At 59.4% G+C, this 16569-nt stretch carries 14 protein-coding genes and 1 pseudogene; 10 read left to right on the top strand and 5 right to left on the bottom strand.

Annotation, left to right across the window (positions count from 1 at the left end):
• Positions 1 to 398: pseudogene (locus tag AB5Y82_RS14220) on the bottom strand (IS3 family transposase); the annotation flags it as partial.
• A 116-nt stretch (positions 399 to 514) separates the two neighbouring features.
• On the bottom strand, positions 515 to 1720 hold the full coding sequence (locus AB5Y82_RS14225) for a NupC/NupG family nucleoside CNT transporter (protein WP_005363118.1): 1206 nt from the start codon (positions 1718 to 1720) through the stop codon (positions 515 to 517).
• Between the two features lie 544 nt (positions 1721 to 2264).
• Between AB5Y82_RS14225 and dbpA the strand changes: the two genes are divergently transcribed.
• Both dbpA and AB5Y82_RS14235 read left to right on the top strand, forming a co-directional pair.
• The gene (gene dbpA / locus AB5Y82_RS14230) at positions 2265 to 3644 is read left to right on the top strand and encodes an ATP-dependent RNA helicase DbpA (RefSeq protein ID WP_005335919.1); all 1380 of its coding nucleotides are present in this window, start codon (positions 2265 to 2267) and stop codon (positions 3642 to 3644) included.
• An 89-nt stretch (positions 3645 to 3733) separates the two neighbouring features.
• The gene (locus AB5Y82_RS14235; RefSeq protein ID WP_005335921.1) at positions 3734 to 4024 is read left to right on the top strand and encodes a YkgJ family cysteine cluster protein; all 291 of its coding nucleotides are present in this window, start codon (positions 3734 to 3736) and stop codon (positions 4022 to 4024) included.
• Positions 4025 to 4051: 27 nt separating this feature from the next.
• Here AB5Y82_RS14235 and AB5Y82_RS14240 read toward each other — a convergent pair whose 3' ends face one another.
• A complete protein-coding gene (locus tag AB5Y82_RS14240; RefSeq protein WP_204419693.1) occupies positions 4052 to 4459 on the bottom strand; it encodes a hypothetical protein in 408 nt (135 codons plus the stop codon).
• Positions 4460 to 4727: 268 nt separating this feature from the next.
• Here AB5Y82_RS14240 and AB5Y82_RS14245 point away from each other — a divergent pair, with 268 nt between their 5' ends.
• Positions 4728 to 6122: a PepSY-associated TM helix domain-containing protein gene (locus AB5Y82_RS14245; protein ID WP_368174143.1), complete on the top strand. Its 1395-nt coding sequence runs from the start codon at positions 4728 to 4730 to the stop codon at positions 6120 to 6122.
• Positions 6123 to 6197: 75 nt separating this feature from the next.
• Here AB5Y82_RS14245 and AB5Y82_RS14250 read toward each other — a convergent pair whose 3' ends face one another.
• Positions 6198 to 7103, bottom strand: a complete 906-nt coding sequence (locus AB5Y82_RS14250) for a 1,4-dihydroxy-2-naphthoate polyprenyltransferase (RefSeq protein WP_005363134.1) — start codon at positions 7101 to 7103, stop codon at positions 6198 to 6200.
• A 208-nt stretch (positions 7104 to 7311) separates the two neighbouring features.
• Between AB5Y82_RS14250 and AB5Y82_RS14255 the strand changes: the two genes are divergently transcribed.
• From AB5Y82_RS14255 to AB5Y82_RS14285, 7 genes are all read left to right on the top strand, one after another.
• Positions 7312 to 8634 carry an isochorismate synthase MenF gene (locus AB5Y82_RS14255; RefSeq protein WP_159144401.1) on the top strand — a complete coding sequence of 441 codons (1323 nt, stop codon included), beginning with the start codon at positions 7312 to 7314 and terminating at the stop codon, positions 8632 to 8634.
• Between the two features lie 32 nt (positions 8635 to 8666).
• Complete coding sequence (gene menD, locus AB5Y82_RS14260; protein WP_159144402.1) at positions 8667 to 10424, top strand: 2-succinyl-5-enolpyruvyl-6-hydroxy-3-cyclohexene-1-carboxylic-acid synthase; 1758 nt, start codon at positions 8667 to 8669, stop codon at positions 10422 to 10424.
• The gene (menH, locus tag AB5Y82_RS14265; RefSeq protein WP_159144403.1) at positions 10384 to 11181 is read left to right on the top strand and encodes a 2-succinyl-6-hydroxy-2,4-cyclohexadiene-1-carboxylate synthase; all 798 of its coding nucleotides are present in this window, start codon (positions 10384 to 10386) and stop codon (positions 11179 to 11181) included. Before menD ends, menH begins: the two co-directional genes overlap by 41 nt.
• A 122-nt stretch (positions 11182 to 11303) precedes the next feature.
• Positions 11304 to 12152 carry a 1,4-dihydroxy-2-naphthoyl-CoA synthase gene (gene menB / locus AB5Y82_RS14270; protein WP_197971580.1) on the top strand — a complete coding sequence of 283 codons (849 nt, stop codon included), beginning with the start codon at positions 11304 to 11306 and terminating at the stop codon, positions 12150 to 12152.
• Complete coding sequence (gene menC, locus AB5Y82_RS14275; RefSeq protein WP_106844043.1) at positions 12152 to 13081, top strand: o-succinylbenzoate synthase; 930 nt, start codon at positions 12152 to 12154, stop codon at positions 13079 to 13081. The genes menB and menC overlap by 1 nt, the downstream gene beginning before the upstream one ends.
• Complete coding sequence (gene menE, locus AB5Y82_RS14280; protein ID WP_159144404.1) at positions 13074 to 14477, top strand: o-succinylbenzoate--CoA ligase; 1404 nt, start codon at positions 13074 to 13076, stop codon at positions 14475 to 14477. Before menC ends, menE begins: the two co-directional genes overlap by 8 nt.
• Positions 14478 to 14777: 300 nt before the next feature.
• Positions 14778 to 16013, top strand: coding sequence for a winged helix-turn-helix domain-containing protein (locus AB5Y82_RS14285; protein ID WP_111901435.1), 1236 nt, complete (start codon positions 14778 to 14780; stop codon positions 16011 to 16013).
• Between the two features lie 2 nt (positions 16014 to 16015).
• On the opposite strand, the gene AB5Y82_RS14290 is transcribed toward AB5Y82_RS14285, so the two are convergent.
• The gene (locus AB5Y82_RS14290; RefSeq protein WP_108611975.1) at positions 16016 to 16567 is read right to left on the bottom strand and encodes a fimbrial protein; all 552 of its coding nucleotides are present in this window, start codon (positions 16565 to 16567) and stop codon (positions 16016 to 16018) included.
• Positions 16568 to 16569 lie beyond the last annotated feature (2 nt).

The raw sequence follows: 16569 nt of genomic DNA on the forward strand, positions 1-16569 counted from the left end.
CAGCCTCTCGACTTGCCGCTGCGAGAGGACTTGCCGGGTCGCTTTTTTACGATGGAGACGCCGTAGTCATTCTTCAGTACATCGACGACGGCCTCGAAGAACTGGGCTTTCTGACTCATCAGCGCCAGCTGTTGCTCAAGTTCCTTGATGCGCTGTTCTGGCGTCTGGTTGTCGTGGTCAGGCATGGTGATGCTCCTGCCGGCACGTACAGAAGCCCCCTGGCTCCAATCTTGCCGACCATGTTTACGCAACCATACCAGAACGGTGGAACGGCCCTGAATGCCATAACGCACCTGAGCCTGTTTGTAGGTGAGCTCGCCTTTTTCAATCTGCTCGACCAGTGCCAGTTTAAAAGTCAGCGAGTAATCGCGCTGTGTCCGTTTCACACCTTGTCCCATCGAGTTCTCCATTTATTGGGGGGAAAGGTGTAAACCATATTCAGGACGGGACACCAGAAACAAAAAAGCCCCTGACGAGGTCAGGGGCTCAAACCGTGGCGGGTGCCGCCAGAGGATCAGATCATGATGCCTGCGATAACAGCAGAGAGTAGGCTGACCAGGGTAGAACCGTAGACCAGCTTCAGACCGAAGCGGGAAACCATGTTGCCCTTCTCTTCGTTCAGCGCTTTTACCGCACCGGCGATGATGCCGATGGAGCTGAAGTTGGCGAAGGAGACCATGAAGATTGAGAGGATGCCAACGGTGCGCGGAGAGAGCTCGGCAGCCACCTTACCCAGATCCATCATCGCCACGAACTCGTTGGTTACCAGCTTGGTCGCCATGATGGAGCCCGCTTGCAGCGCTTCACCACTCGGGATACCCAGGATCCAGGCGATCGGGTAGAAGAGGTAACCCATGACGAACTGGAAGTTCACGCCAAATGCCATCTCGAACAGGTAGTTGATCAGGGCAATCAGGGCGATAAAGCCCACCAGCATGGCACCCACGATAACGGCAACGGTGAAACCGGCCATGATGTACTCGCCCAGCATCTCGAAGAAGTTCTCTTTCTTCGGGGTGTGGTGCTCGTCACCTTCGGCAATGGCCTTGATGTCGGTCACGGAGTTATCCGGCTCGTAGGGGTTGATCAGCGAGAGCACCACGAAGGTACTGAACATGTTGAGCACCAGCGCGGCGACCACGTAGCGCGGCTCGATCAGCTGCATGTAGGCACCGACGATGGACATGGAGACGGTAGACATGGCCGTCGCAGCCAGGGTGTACATCTGCTTCTCGTTCAGGTGCGGCAGGATGTTCTTGAGGGCGATGAAGTTCTCGGATTGGCCGACGATCATCGAGCTGATGGCGTTGAAAGACTCCAGCTTGCCCATGCCGTTGATCTTGGCCAGCACGGTACCGATACCGCGGATCACCAGCGGCAGCAGGCGGATGTACTGCAGAATACCGATCAGCACGGAGATGAAGACGATGGGCATCAGCACCATCAGGAAGAAGGAGAAGGCCCCTTCGTTGACCAGACCACCGAACACGAAGTCGGTACCCTGTTTGGCAAACTCCATCAACTTGGTGAAGCCGGCGGCAAAGCCCCCCACCACCGCCAGACCCACTTCCGAGTTCAGCATGAACCAGGCCAGCGCCAGTTCGACCACCAGCAGTTGGCCGATATAACGCAGCTTGATCTGTTTCCAGTTGTGGCGGTTAGCCAGCAGAGAGAGAGCGAGGACCATCACCAGTCCGAGCACAAAGTGAACGTATTCCATACCTGTAGCACCTGAGTAAATTGTAATTTTTGACCGGCGCCATCATAGACATTTGCACATTTAAAAATCAGATAGCCATCACAATCCCGCGCAATATTATGGAGGCAGGATAATACAAACGTTTTTAAATTAATTGTGCAATGAACTGATATTAATCGCGCAACATTGAAAATATAAATTCCTTTAAAAACATTATATTGAGTAAGGTTGGCGCCGTTTTTATGTTCTTTGAAAATATTTCATCAGCATTTTCGCAACATTCCCTATGGCGCAATAACTACTCGTGGAATATTTTCCAGTCATTATATTAAAACACTGAAAATAGAAAACGTTTATCCGCGATAAATAATTAGATGTGTGTTTGAAAAATAGTCCTTATTACATTGTCAGTGCTCGCCCGCGATCGGTTTGGCAACAAATGAACCTTTCATGGCCCCCTCGTGACCAGCCGTTCAAAAATCCGCCACATCCGGTGCCACATTCTGGTATGATGCGCGGCCTTAGCGCTCGCGCATCCCCGTTTTCTCCGAAATAGAGTCCTTTTGTGAACAACAGCGAATTTAGCAGCCTCAATCTCTCCCCCGCCCTGCAAGAGAACCTCACCAGCCTGGGTTACCTGCAGATGACCCCGATCCAGGCCCAGAGCCTGCCCCTGGTGCTCGATGGCAAAGACCTGATCGCCAAGGCAAAAACCGGCAGCGGCAAGACCGCCGCCTTCGGCCTCGGCCTGCTGGCCAAGCTCAACGTCAACCGCCTCGAAGTGCAGGCGCTGGTGCTCTGCCCAACCCGCGAACTGGCGGATCAGGTGGCTCAGGAGATCCGTCGTCTGGCGCGCGCCCTGCCCAACGTCAAGCTGGTGACCCTGTGCGGCGGCACCCCGACCGCACCGCAGTCCGCAACCCTGAGCTTTGGTGCCCACATCGCCGTCGGCACTCCGGGTCGCATTCTCAAACATCTGGAGCAAGGCACGCTGGAGCTCTCCGGCCTCAAGACGCTGGTGCTGGATGAAGCGGATCGCATGCTGGACATGGGCTTTGGCGAAGATATCAACCGGGTCATCAGCTATGCCCCACAACAGCGCCAGACCCTGCTCTTCTCCGCGACCTATCCGGAAGGGATCGCCCAGATGAGCCGCGGCGTGCAGCGCAATCCGGTCGAGGTGAGCGTGGAGTCCCTGCACGAGGGAAGCGCCATCGAACAGAAGCTCTACGAAGTGCCTGCTGGTCAGCGCCTCGACGCCCTCACCTGGCTGCTGAGTCACTACCAGCCCAGCTCCTGCGTGGTGTTCTGCAACACCAAGCGCGCCTGTAACGACGTAGCCGACCATCTGGCCGCCAAGGGCTTCTCGGCGCTGGCGCTGAACGGCGATCTGGAACAGCGCGAGCGGGATCAGGTGCTGGTGCGTTTTGCCAACGGCAGCGCCACCATTCTGGTGGCCACCGACGTGGCGGCCCGTGGCCTCGACATCAAGGAGCTGGGCGCCGTCATCAACTACGAGCTGACCTATGATCCGGAAGTGCACGTACACCGCATCGGCCGTACCGGTCGTGCCGGCCAGCAGGGTCTGGCCCTGAGTCTCTATCAGCCGAACGAGGCCCAGCGCGTCAACTTTATCGAAGAGTACCAGCAGGCTCCGATGCCGCTGGGTGATCTCGACAGCATCGGCCGCGATATCAAGCCGATCGCCCCGCAGATGGTGACCCTCTCCATCGATGCAGGCCGCAAGACCAAGGTGCGGGCCGGTGACATTCTCGGCGCCCTGACCGGTGAAGGCGGCATTGCCGGCGCCGATGTGGGCAAGATCCAGATCTCCGAGCAGTACTCCTACGTCGCCGTGAAGCGCAGCGTGGCGAGCGCCGCCCTCAAGCGGTTGCAGGAAGGCAAGATCAAGGGTCGCAGCTACCGCGCCCGCAAACTGGGCTAAGGTTTTTTGCAAGCCGTTAGCCAGACCACAGGCGCCTGACAGGCGCCTGTTTCATATCTCCGATGCCGCCATGCGGCAAGAAAGGCACCATGACCCAAGCAATCCAAACCGATGTGAGCTGCCAGAACTGCGAAGCCTGCTGCTGCCGCCTCGAAGTGATGCTCTTTACCGATACCGGCGTGCCGGACCGTTATGTACTGGAACGGGATGGCGAGATACCGGTCATGCGCCGGCTGGACGACGGCTGGTGCGCCGCCCTCGACCGCAACACCATGATGTGCCGTATCTACGAGGTGCGGCCGCTGATCTGCCGTGAATTCGAAATGGGTGAACCCGACTGCGTTGACGAGCGGGACAAGTGGTTTATCAAGCTGGAGTGAAGCCCGTCCACGCGGGGAGCGGGGTGGTCAAGCACTCGCAGGTTCACAGGGCGCGATGTTGAGCTGCTCTCCCAGCCACTGGATGGCCGCTGCCTCTTGCTCGAAGTAACGTACTGCCCGAAAGGGTAACCCCATGAAGATGTTATCCGCCAGATAGCGCTTGAAGCCCCCCACGAAGACCACCGCCAGAAACTGACAGCCACTCTCGGCACACCAGCCAAACTGGCGACGAAAACGGGCCAGCACCTCGGGCCCAGCTGCTTCAAACTCGGTCGCGACCTCGACAATCCCCCAGGGGCCATCCATCAATCCGGCCAGTTCGTGACGAAAACGCGCCTCATAGGCCATGGCACCAGCCAGATTGAAGGGGCCACTCGGGCGGCAGATCAGCATCTGGCCCCTGCGCTCCATGTCGAATTGCCCATGTGGCTGCATGACTGCTCCCATTCCGTTACCACCACCATCGCCTGCAAATTGTTACCACAAGGTAATAATTTATAAGGAAAAGTCCAGCAGCAAACAGGCTTTTCCCAAAGCGTGCTCATCCTATCCAGCAAACCGTCGGCACCTCATGTTACCGACATCCCGCACCGAACCGATCTCAAGATGTGTGATTGCAGTTAACGAAACGTTACTGCTATTATCCGCGCCGCCACAAACATTCCACCTGCCGAAAGGTTTGCCCCCCCAACAAGGATGTGCAATGAAAAACAGGGACTCGAGTCATTACCAACGGATCTGGCGCTGGCACTTCTACGCCGGTCTCTTTGTCGCCCCTTTCCTGATCCTGCTGTCACTGACCGGGATCGTCTATCTGTTCAAACCCCAGCTCGACAACCTGATGTACCCCGAGCTGATGAAGGTCGCTACCGCCAGCCAAACCCTGAGTGCCGACCAGCTGCTGGCCAAGGCGATAATGACCATGCCCGATGCCAGCCTGCGTAAGTACCTGCCGCCTGCCGCTCCCGACCTGAGCGCTCAGTTCATCGTCAATCGGGGTGAACAGGAACTGACCCTGTTTATGGATCCCGCCAACGGCGCCCTGCTCGGCACCATGGATAACAAGTGGAATCTGCAAGCGGTGGCTCGCTCCCTGCACGCCGACCTGCTGCTCGGCACCACGGGGGATCGGCTGATCGAACTGGCCGCAGGCTGGGGGCTGGTACTGCTGCTGAGCGGTCTCTATCTCTGGTGGCCGCGCAAGGGGCCCGGCGTGGGCGGTATTCTCTGGCCCAGAGTCAATCAGCGTGGCCGCCTCTGGTGGCGCGATCTGCACGCCGTGGTCGGCTTCTGGGGCGCAGGTTTCCTGTTGCTGCTGCTCTTGAGCGGCATGACCTGGACCGGATTCTGGGGTGACCAGTTTGCCGCAGTCTGGAACCGCTTCCCGGCCGCCATGTGGAACGAGGTGCCCAAATCGGCGCCGCTGGCCCGCACTCTGAATCAGGCCCATGAGCAGACCGTCCCCTGGGCGGTGGAGAACATCCCCATGCCCAGCTCGCAGCCGGTCGATGAGGGGCACGATCACGGCGCCATGAACCACGGCGAGCATGAGGGAGTGGTGATGGCAAGCCAGCGCATTGCGCTGCAACGGGTGGTCGAGATCGCCCATGAGCGGGGAGTCCAACCGGGTTACAGCATCACCCCGCCGGTCGGCGCCACCGGCGTCTACACCATTGCCCTGTTTGCCGACGATCCACGCAACGACGCCACCCTGCATATCGATCAATACAGCGGCAAGGTGCTGGCCGATGTGCGCTGGCAGGATTACGGCCCGGTCGCCAAGACGGTAGAGAGTGGCGTCATGCTGCACATGGGCAAGCTCTACGGCTGGCCCCATCAGCTCGCCATGCTGCTTATCTGCCTGATGGTGCTGGCCAGCGCTGTGAGTGGTCTGTGGATCTGGTGGTGTCGCCGTCCGCAGGGGCGTCTCGCCGCGCCGCCACTGCCCGCCAAATTGCCGCCGATGCGCGGTGCCATCGCCCTGCTGATCCTGCTGGGGATCGCCTTCCCGCTGGTCGGCGCCTCCATGGTCGTCATCTGGCTGCTGGATATCCTGATTTTCTCCCGCCGCCCTCTCAGGGTGGCGCGCGCCAGCTAAACCGGCCAAAACCAAAAAGGGCTCCCATCTCGGGAGCCCTTTTCATTGTTCGCCTTGGCGAGCTGCGACCAGCGGTCAGGAGAGCGCTAACCCGATGGAGAGCAGCAGGCTGAACAGAAACGCGCTGATGGCGGTCTTCTTGAGGGAACCGGTCAGCACCTCGCCATCGTAGCTTTCGCGAAGAGTCTTGGCCGCATCGCTGAGAGGCTTCATGGCGGGCAGGAAGATCCACGGCCAGAAACTGGCGGGCTGGATCAGGATAAAGGCGATGGTCGCCAGCAGCGCTGCCCCCAGCAGTACCCAGTGATAGGCGATGGCGCGATTGCGGCCAAGGCGCACCGCCAGGGTGATCTTGCCGCTAGCGGCGTCGGTCTCGATATCGCGCACATTGTTGATATTGAGCACGGCGGTTGCCAGCAGGCCACAGGCGGTGGCAGGCAGCAGCAGATCCCACTCCAGCGTCTTGGTGAAGAGGTAGTAGGAGCCGAGCACCCCCAACAGACCGAAGAATAAGAACACCGAGATATCGCCAAACCCGCGATAGCCGTAAGGGGTCTTACCGACGGTGTAGGTCACCGCCGCGACGATGGCCGCGCCACCCAGCACCACAAATGCCAAAATCTGCAGCCACTGGCCACCGAAGGCGCAGCCGAGCAGCAGCAGGCCACTGGCCACCGCCGCCAGCGCGGTCAGCCCCATCGCCACGCACATCTGCTTTTTGGTGATAAGGCCGGAGACCACCGCCCGCTGCGGGCCGATCCGCTCGCCGTTGTCGGCGCCGGAGACCGCATCGCCGTAATCGTTGGCCAGATTGGAGAGGATCTGCAGCAGGATGGCGGTCAGCAGGGAGAGCGCCATGATGGTGCCATCGAAGGCGCCACGACTGGCAGCCAGCCCCGAGCCCAGCAGGATGGAAGAGCAGGCGAGCGGCAATGTTCGCAAACGCGCCGCCAGCAACCAAACAGAGAAGGTATTTGTCATTTTGTGATGGCCAAACAATCGGATATTGATCGTGTTAAGGGTTATCGAACCGGATTTGGGTATACTTGGCCCCGGAGAGTGAAGCTCCCGCGGGCGATTTACATGGACGAATGGGCAGATAATATATAGGAAATCATCGCCCTTTGGCATAAACCTACGGCATCCAGCTACCGGATCGCTCGTTACTACCCGGCTCAGACAAGAATCCATGTTGGCTCAGACCCATATCAAGCAACAACTGGACGCCCTGCGTCACAGCAACGTCAGCGGCTTCGTACGGTTGCGAGTGGCGATCGAAATCCGCTCCTTTCTGGGCTGGCTCGCGGCGCAAACCCTCTATCCCCGCATCTACTGGCAGGCCCGTGGAGAGGCTCGTCCCGAGTATGTCGCGCTGGGCGCCATCCATGAACTGACCGAACCGCACGCCATCAAGCAGGTGTGCACTAACACAGCCAACCAGCATCATGACGACAGCCCTCGCTACTATGGCGGGCTGGCGTTCGATCCAGCCCAATCCGGCTGGCAAGGGTTTGGCCCCTGCCGTTTCGTGCTGCCCCGCATCGAGCTGGTGCGCCGTGGCGAGTGCGTCAGTCTCTGCCTCAACCTCTGGCTGGATGAAAACAATCTCGAGGCCGAACTGCAGGCGGCCGAAGCCGCCCTTGATGCCCTGTGCCCGGAAGCACCGCTGCCCGCCCTGCAAAAACAGCCCTGGCAGCGACAGGATTGCCCCGGCCCCGCCCAGTGGCAGACGCTGGTAGAACGCGTCACCGCCCCTGATTTTCAGGCCCACACCCCCAAGGTGGTGCTGTCGCGGGAGAGCGTGCTGACCAGTCCGAACCATGATGCAGATATCAATCCCTGGGCCATGCTCGACCAGTGGGCCCGCCACGCTCAGGACTGCTTCCACTTCGGTTTTCAATTCTCCCCCGAGCAGGCCTTTATCGCCTGCTCCCCCGAGCGGCTCTACCGCCGGGAAGGGAGCCACCTCTTTACCGAGGCGCTGGCGGGCACCATCCGCCGCTCCGGCGATGAAGAGGTGGATGCCCAACTGGCCGCCGAGCTGCTGGCCGACAGCAAGAACCGGCTGGAGAACCGGCTGGTACATGCCGACATTCTCAGCCGACTGGCGCCGCTGGCCCACGACGCCACCCTGACCGAGCCGCGCATTCTCAAGCTGCGGCTGCTGCAACACCTCAAGTGCGATATCGAAGCCGAGCTCAAGCCCGGCGTCTGCGACTGGCAGCTGCTCGATGCCCTCCACCCGACGCCAGCGGTAGGCGGCGCCCCGCGCGAGGCGGCGCTCGCCTTTATCCGAGAGTTCGAACCCTATAATCGCGGCTGGTACGCCGGAGCCTGCGGCATGCTGAGTCGGGAGACCTCCGAGTTCTCGGTCGCTATTCGCAGTGCCCGCATTCAGCCGGGCAGCGTCACCCTGTTTGCCGGTGCCGGCATTGTCGCCGGTTCCGAGCCTGTCGCCGAGTGGGCCGAGCTCGACAACAAGATCGCCAATGTGCTCTCCCTGCTGGGATAGTCATTCACCCTTTTCACGCTACGAGAGCCCCTATGCCCACCCGTAAAGAGCCTGCCAGCGAAGAGTTTGCCTGCCCCCCGTTTTCGAGCCAGCACGCCACCTTCAACCACGTCTGGTCCTCCCTCTTGCTGGAGGAGCTCTTTCGCCTCGGGGTGCGCGACATCGCGCTGGCCCCCGGCTCCCGCTCTGCGCCGCTGACCATGGCAGCCGCGGCCCATCAAGGCTTTCGTCGTCACCTGCACTTTGACGAGCGCGGCCTCGGCTTTATGGCGCTCGGGCTGGCCAAGGGGAGCAACCGGCCTGTGGCTGTGATCATGACGTCGGGTACCGCGGTAGCCAACCTCTGGCCCGCGGTGGCAGAGGCACAGCTCACCGGCGTGCCGCTGATTATTCTCTCCGCCGATCGCCCTCACGAGCTTATCGACAACGGCGCCAATCAGGCGATCGACCAGCAGGGGATCTTCGGCCGCTACCCCGTCTATCAGCAGAACCTGCCGAGCCCCACCCCGACCATTCCGGCCGCCTTCGTGTTGAGTTCGGTGGACCAAGCCTTGGCCAAGCAGGTGCTCACCCCCGGGGTGGTGCACTTCAACTGCATGTACCCCGAGCCCCTCTACCCGGGCGAGCACTATCAGGATTTCTCCGACTATCTGGCCCCCCTCGGTGACTGGCTCGGCTCGCAGAAGCCCTGGAGCCCGTGGCAGCAAAGTGAGCCGACCTGCCCACCTCAGGCGGAGTGGGAAACCTTTCGGCAACAGCGCGGCATCGTTGTAGCTGGCCGCATTACCGACCCGAATCAGGCACAGGCCGCCGCCGCGCTGGCGGAGCAACTCGGCTGGCCGCTGCTGGCGGATCTGCAGAGCCAGATCCGCTTCGACAGCCGCAACCTCATCCATATGGATATGGCGCTCAACGACTCTGAATTCGTCGCCGAGCTGGGCCGCGCCGAGGTGCTGCTGCAATTTGGCGCGCGGCTTGTTTCCAAGCGGCTCGGCCAGTTCATCAAGCACCATTCATGGCAGGATTACTGGCTGGTGGATCCGCAACCAGCGCGGCTGGATCCCGACTACCGGCTGCGCAACCGGCTGCTCTGCAGTGCCAGCGCCTTTGCTGCAGCCCATCCGGTCACCACACAAGCCCCTTGGCACACATTGGCCGAGCTGCAACATAACGCCAGCCAGCAGATCGCCGCTGCCTGCGAGCACTTCTCCGAACTTGGGGTCTGCCATCGCCTCAATTCCCTTATCGAAGGGCAACTGTTTGTCGGCAACAGCATGCCAGCCCGACTGATGGATATGCTCGGCGAAACGGGCAAGGGGCCGAGCCGGGTGATGACCAACCGCGGCGCCTCCGGCATCGATGGTCTGATCGCCACCGCCTACGGTTTTGCCCAATCAATCGAGCAGGACAGTGATGAGCCCACCACCCTGCTGCTTGGGGATCTCAGCGCCCTGCACGATCTCAACAGCCTCGCGCTGCTCAGCAAGGCGAGCCGACCGCTGGTGGTGCTCCTGCTCAACAACGATGGCGGCAGCATTTTCCGTATGTTGCCGGTGCCCACAGATGGGGAGCTGCTGGAGAGCTACTATCGGCTGCCCCACGGCCTCAGCTTTGAACATGCTGCCGCCATGTTTGGCCTCGCCTATCGCGCACCGACCACCCTGCCCGAGTTCGAGCACGATTACCGCGCCGCCCTTAAACATGGCGTTACCTTGATCGAGATCCGGGTACCGAGCGAGCAGGTGGCCGATGATCTCAAGGCGCTGGGGGCCGCCATCCGTGGTAAATAAAGATGCCAATGTGCCGCTGGTGCTGCTGCACGGCCTGCTGGGGGATTGCGGCGACTGGCAACCGGTGATCGACCGGCTGCCCGCCATCCACTGCATCGCCCTCGACCTGCCGGGCCACGGCCAGCATAGCGCTCTCAACGTCAGCGACTTTGAGCAGAGCCACCAGTGGCTGGTCGCCGAGCTGGCCAGCCGCAACATTGAATGCTATCTGCTGGCGGGTTACTCGCTGGGTGGGCGACTGGCCCTCTATCACGCCAGCCGCGAGCCCGCCGGGCTGCGGGGGCTGCTGCTGGAGAACTGCCACCCGGGGCTACCAGACAATGAGCGGGCCGCCCGCATCCAGCACGATGAACAGTGGGCGCAGCGCTTCGAGCGTGAGCCCCTGGCTGACGTGCTGTCAGATTGGTACCGGCAAGGGGTGTTTGCCGATCTCGATGATGCGGCCCGGGCCAGCCAGATCGCCCGCCGCCTTGGCAACGACGGTCAGGGCATCGCCACCATGCTACGCGCTACTTCGCTCGGCAAGCAGCCGGATCTCGCCCCTTGGCTCATGGCGAGCCAGCTGCCGGTTACTTATGTGAGTGGTAAGCGGGATCACAAATTCCATCAGCTGGCTTGTCAGCTGGCGAACCAAAATCGCAGAATCAACCACGTGGTGCTGGATGGCGGCCATAATCTGCACGCCCATCAGCCTGATAACTTTGCCCGACTCCTCGCGGAGTGGGTCAACCAACAAGAAGAGACGAGTCATGATTGAAGCAATGACGGAAGCTGAACTGTACGCACCTGTTCAACATGCCGGGATTGCTCAACTCTGTGTTCAACTCGGTGCTCAACTGCACTCTCCCAGATCAGAAGGAAAAAACCATGATTGAAGCAATGACGGAAGCGGAACTGTACGCTCCTGTTGAGTGGCAGGATTGCTCCGCCGGTTACGAGGACATCCTCTATCACAAGTCCAACGATGGCATTGCCAAGATCACCATCAACCGTCCCCAGGTGCGCAACGCCTTCCGCCCCCGCACCGTCAAAGAGATGCTGCAGGCGCTGGCCGATGCCCGTTATGACGATCAGATCGGCACCATCATCCTGACCGGTTTTGGCGAGAAAGCCTTCTGCGCCGGCGGCGACCAGAAGATCCGTGGCGACTACGGTGGATACCGGGATGACGAGGGGACTCACCACCTCAACGTGCTCGACTTCCAGCGCGACATCCGCACCTGCCCGAAACCAGTGGTTGCCATGGTAGCGGGCTACGCGGTCGGTGGCGGCCACGTGCTGCACATGATGTGTGACCTGACCATCGCCGCCGACAACGCCCAGTTTGGCCAGACCGGCCCGAAAGTGGGCTCCTTCGATGGCGGTTGGGGTGCTTCCTACATGGCTCGCATTGTCGGCCAGAAGAAGGCCCGCGAAATCTGGTTCCTCTGCCGCATGTACGATGCCCAGCAAGCCCTCGACATGGGTCTGGTCAACACTGTCGTGCCGCTGGCGGAACTGGAGCGCGAAACCGTGCGCTGGTGCCGTGAAATGCTGCAAAACAGCCCGATGGCGCTACGTTGCCTGAAAGCCGCCCTCAACGCTGACTGTGATGGTCAGGCGGGCTTGCAGGAGCTGGCGGGCAATGCCACCATGCTCTTCTACATGACCGAAGAGGGTCAGGAAGGCCGCAACGCCTTCAACGAAAAGCGTCGCCCCGACTTCTCCAAATACAAGCGGAATCCCTGATGACACTCGCCCTGTATCGCTATCAACTGCCTTTTACCCAGCCCCTGACCTTTCACGGCAAGGTGGAGGTGGCGCGAGAGGGGCTGTTGGTGCGCATCAACGACGGCTGGGGGGAAATCGCCCCCCTGCCCGGCTTCTCGAAAGAGAGCCTGCAACAGGCAGAGGCAGAAGCCCTTGCCGCGCTGGCGGCCCTGGCCGCCGGCGACACCCCGACCCCTGTGCTGCCGTCGGTGCAATTTGGCCTCGACTGCGCGCGCCGGACATGGCCCGAGCAGCGCAACCCGCTGCCGGAGCCCTATCCCCTCATTCAAGGCTCCCCCCAGGAGCTGCTGCGCAACTGGAAAGAGTGGCTGCACCGCACGCCAGGCAAGGCCAAGCTGAAGGTGGCGCGCTACCCGATGCGTGACGAGCTGGCGCTGATCCGCCTGCTGTGCGATCGCCTCCCCTCCCTCAAGCTGGTGCTAGACGCCAACCAAGGCTGGACTCGCGAGGAGGCGTGGACCTTCTGTGGCCACCTCGACCCGAATCGCATCGAGTATCTGGAAGACCCTTGCGCCGACTTTGCCGACATCGCCTTTGTCGCCAACCGCACCGGCATGCCGGTGGCGCTGGACGAGCTGCTGGCACAAGGCAAGCCGTGGGAGCCGATCCCGCAACTGCGCGCGCTGGTGCTCAAGCCTACCCTGCTCGGTTCACTCGCCAACTGCGAAGCGCTGATCGCCCGCGCCCGCGAACTGCGGCTCAAGGTTATCATCTCCTCCTGCTTCGAATCGGATCTGGGCCTGAACCAGCTCTTTCATCTGGCAGGCGAATGGGCTCCCGAACAGGCGCCGGGTCTGGATACCCGCCGCTGGATGGCAGGCAACCTGCTGGGGGAAGATGGCAAACCGGATCTGAGCCGACTGGAGCAACTGTATTACCGTGATTGACCCCTCCCGTTCACCCGAACAGACACCTTGCCCGGTACGCCACCGGGCAATTACAGCCCCGAACCGCATTGCCATCCACGCCGCCTCGCCCCTCAGTTACCGCCAGCTCGATGCCCGCCTCAACAGCCTGTGCCAACAGCTGGAACAAGTCGACGTGCGCCGTGGCGATCATCTGGCTGCAGTGGTGCGCGGTGCGCTGGAAGATGTGCTGCTGGCATGGGCCTGCGTACGCAGCGGCGTGGTGTTCTGCCCGCTCAACCCCGCCTTTCCTCTCGAAAAGCAGCGCGAGCTGGCGGTGCAACTCGATGTCGATGCCTTCTGGTCGGCAGGGGAGATCCCGGCAGGCAACTGGCAGCCCCTGCAGCTCGACTTCACGCGCGAACTGCCGGCAAGCGAGGAAACATGGCCGCTGGCATCGACCCAGCTCAACAACATGATCCTCACCTCAGGATCCAGCGGCACACCGAAAGCGGTGGTGCATCGGCTCTGCAACCACCTTGCCTCGGCGCGCGGCTCTGCCACCCTCATTCCCCTCGATGAGGAATCCGGCTGGCTGCTCTCCCTGCCGTTGTTCCATGTCGGCGGCTACGCCATCCTGTTTCGGGTCTTTCTGGCGGGCGCCACGCTGGTGCTGGATCAGCGTGAACGGCCCCTCAAGGAGCGGCTGGAGTGCCAGCCCATCACTCACTTGTCCTTGGTGCCGACCCAGCTCTGGCGCCTGCTGGCAGAGGGTTTTGATCCCGCTCGCACCCGCCTGCGCGAGTTGCTGCTCGGTGGCGCCGCCATTCCGCAACCGCTGGTGAGTCGCCTCTGCTCCATGGGGCTCGAACCCAAGGTGAGTTATGGTCTCTCCGAGATGGGCAGTCAGGTCTGCACTGCATTACCCGGCGATGCAGGCGTAGTTGGCAAACCGCTACCGGGACGGGAGGTGTGTATCAGGGAGCAGGAGATCTGCGTGCGCGGCGCCACCCTGTTTGCCGGTTACTACCGAGATGGCGAGCTGGAACTGCCCCTCGATGGCGAAGGCTGGTTTCATACTCGCGACAAGGGGAGGTTCACTGCGGCAGGGGAGCTGCTGGTAGAGGGACGGCTCGATAACCTCTTTATCTCGGGTGGCGAAAACATCCAGCCCGAAACCATAGAGCAGCGACTGGTAGATCATCCCGCTGTCGCCCAGGCGCTGGTGGTGCCGGTACCGAGCGACGAGTGGGGGCAACGCCCCGCCGCCTTTATCGACTGGCACGGCGAGCCGGTTCCCGACTCCGAACTGGCTGCCTGGATCCGCAGCACCCTGCCCGGCTTTATGGTGCCCGACCACTGGCTCCCCTGGCCCGATCTTGGCGGTAATCTCAAGCCACAGCGGAAACAATTTCAGAATATCATTAGGTCGCAATAATTATTCATGCGACAAAAAGTGACGCCACGGGGCCATCCAAATACACATATGGCTCAAAATAAAATGCTGGTGGTATCAAAATCCTCCTCCTCAGTCTGAATAAGTGAGAACGATTACATAAACGGCCTTTTTTTGCACATTTTTTGAACCAAATTAATTGGCTGTAGTACCATACCCTCCACCATGCATTTAGTAGGAAAGCTAACCATATGATAATAAAAGAAATTGACGATTTATCATTATTTGAACAAAGACTGCGTGGTGGTAAAATGCTCTCCTTGGCAGTAAGACGAGTCACACATGAGTAACAGAATTTATAAAATTGCAGAGGATATCTTTTTCTCCGCTGCAATATTCCGAATCTCGAAAGGGGACAAGGACATCAAGCTCAGCAACAAGGAAGCCGAGCTACTCGAAATGCTGTGTGATGAGGCAGGCACTGTCATTCCAAGAAGCAAACTGCAGGATGCCTTGTGGCCAAATCAGGACAATACCGATACCAATTTGAACCGGCAGATACTCTCGTTGAGAAGAAAGCTGGAATCCTTCAGCTTAATGGATGCGATCGATACCATTCCACGGGTTGGCTATATGTTTTGTGCTCCGATTGAGCTCGCAGGGGAAAGTGAAGAACCAGCACCAGCGGAAGAAATTCATGCGCCGACGCCTTCCCCTGCACCTCAAGCCAGGCGGCAATATACTCGCCGCAAATATGACCGATATTTCAGCCCAAAGCGTATTTTGCTGTTTGCATTGTTGCTGGTCTCGCTGACTTCACTAGCCCTCGTCATTTATAACTATGCAACAGCAAATACACTACGCACTATCAATTTAGGTCAGATTTCTCTCTATATGACCAGCGAGACGGAAAAAGCACTGAATGTGAAAATAGATTCACTGACGCCCTTGATAAAACCTGTTTCACGTAAAGCTGATGAGCAGATTTCAATTCTGGTTGGAAAAGAAGCCATCAGCTATTTTTCCATCAACAATAGCAGCAGGAAATTATCCGAAAATATCTTCCTGTTGCGTAGCGGTCACCCGGTGGCCGAAGAAGTTCAATGCGTTATCACAACCATGAACCAGCAGGGAAATAATGTTTCCAACAACTATTACAATAATCAAGAAACCACTGTCAGATATCACAGAGATTGTCAGGCACCAGACAACTGGGTAGAAATGACCAGAAAGAGTAAATATATTGTGACCATGAACAGAGAAATAGTAGTGGCCACTGTGATAGCCACTGACAATCAGGGAAAGACGCTGTTCAATCTGGATTCTGTTGGGGATCTGGAGCGGGATAATGGCGATATTTCGGTCGAGATAAAAAATACCATTGTCAATTTCATTGACCAGCAGGCGCTGACCAATAACGCTATGGTCGCCACTCTGGTCGCGGCGCTAACGCCCCCCAAACAAAAAGCCAAGTTCATTCAATTGCCCGGAGGTATTTACCTTTCCAGTTATCTAGGTGGCGTCATCACCTGGCCCAGCCATGGCAATACAAAAGTCATCCAGCGCAACGACTTCTGAGTTTATTCATAAGCAACGATGAAATTGGCGACAGCAGAATAGTCGCCAGGCTGGATGTTCTTGGCGGTCAATGCCGCAGGATGTCCTTCGACTCTGGCAAAAAATTGCAGCTCATTATCTGCCGCACCACCTAGCAGATAGCCGCGGGAGGCACTACCCAAATTCAGAGGTGATTGAGCCACGTCATACAGGCGGATGCCTGCCCCCTTGGCAATCCCGGCCGTGAATGCCAATCCGCCGCTGAGTTCGGTATCCTGCGAGCCAGTAAAGGTCACCTTGGCCATGCGGAAAATACCCGGCTTGCAATTGGTCAGACGAATGAAGAACGGCACTAGCTGTCCGACTCCGTTGGCATAGAGTTCCTTCACGTCAACTACCCCCATCTCGACCTCCTGATCAAGGGATTCAGGAGAAACCACACATGGCTGATCGATGATCCTGCCATGGAGATGAACCGTATTGCCAAGCAATTCCAGGTCATTGCTGGCACGAGGAGCCGCCGTCACGGCCAGCATCGGGCAAAGCGCCAAACCTATCCACAATGTCCGCAACATAT

The organism is Aeromonas sp. s13 (assembly GCF_040907905.1).
Taxonomy (GTDB): domain Bacteria; phylum Pseudomonadota; class Gammaproteobacteria; order Enterobacterales; family Aeromonadaceae; genus Aeromonas; species Aeromonas veronii.

Excerpts from the sequence above, each read along its gene's own strand:
- AB5Y82_RS14250 (WP_005363134.1), bottom strand. The coding sequence starts at position 7,103 with ATGACAAATACCTTCTCTGTTTGGTTGCTGGCGGCGCGTTTGCGAACA.
- AB5Y82_RS14245 (WP_368174143.1), top strand. The coding sequence starts at position 4,728 with ATGAAAAACAGGGACTCGAGTCATTACCAACGGATCTGGCGCTGGCAC.
- AB5Y82_RS14285 (WP_111901435.1), top strand. The coding sequence starts at position 14,778 with ATGAGTAACAGAATTTATAAAATTGCAGAGGATATCTTTTTCTCCGCT.
- menB (WP_197971580.1), top strand. The coding sequence starts at position 11,304 with ATGACGGAAGCGGAACTGTACGCTCCTGTTGAGTGGCAGGATTGCTCC.
- menC (WP_106844043.1), top strand. The coding sequence starts at position 12,152 with ATGACACTCGCCCTGTATCGCTATCAACTGCCTTTTACCCAGCCCCTG.
- AB5Y82_RS14255 (WP_159144401.1), top strand. The coding sequence starts at position 7,312 with ATGTTGGCTCAGACCCATATCAAGCAACAACTGGACGCCCTGCGTCAC.
- menH (WP_159144403.1), top strand. The coding sequence starts at position 10,384 with ATGATCTCAAGGCGCTGGGGGCCGCCATCCGTGGTAAATAAAGATGCC.
- AB5Y82_RS14235 (WP_005335921.1), top strand. The coding sequence starts at position 3,734 with ATGACCCAAGCAATCCAAACCGATGTGAGCTGCCAGAACTGCGAAGCC.
- menD (WP_159144402.1), top strand. The coding sequence starts at position 8,667 with ATGCCCACCCGTAAAGAGCCTGCCAGCGAAGAGTTTGCCTGCCCCCCG.
- AB5Y82_RS14290 (WP_108611975.1), bottom strand. The coding sequence starts at position 16,567 with ATGTTGCGGACATTGTGGATAGGTTTGGCGCTTTGCCCGATGCTGGCC.
- AB5Y82_RS14225 (WP_005363118.1), bottom strand. The coding sequence starts at position 1,720 with ATGGAATACGTTCACTTTGTGCTCGGACTGGTGATGGTCCTCGCTCTC.
- AB5Y82_RS14240 (WP_204419693.1), bottom strand. The coding sequence starts at position 4,459 with ATGCAGCCACATGGGCAATTCGACATGGAGCGCAGGGGCCAGATGCTG.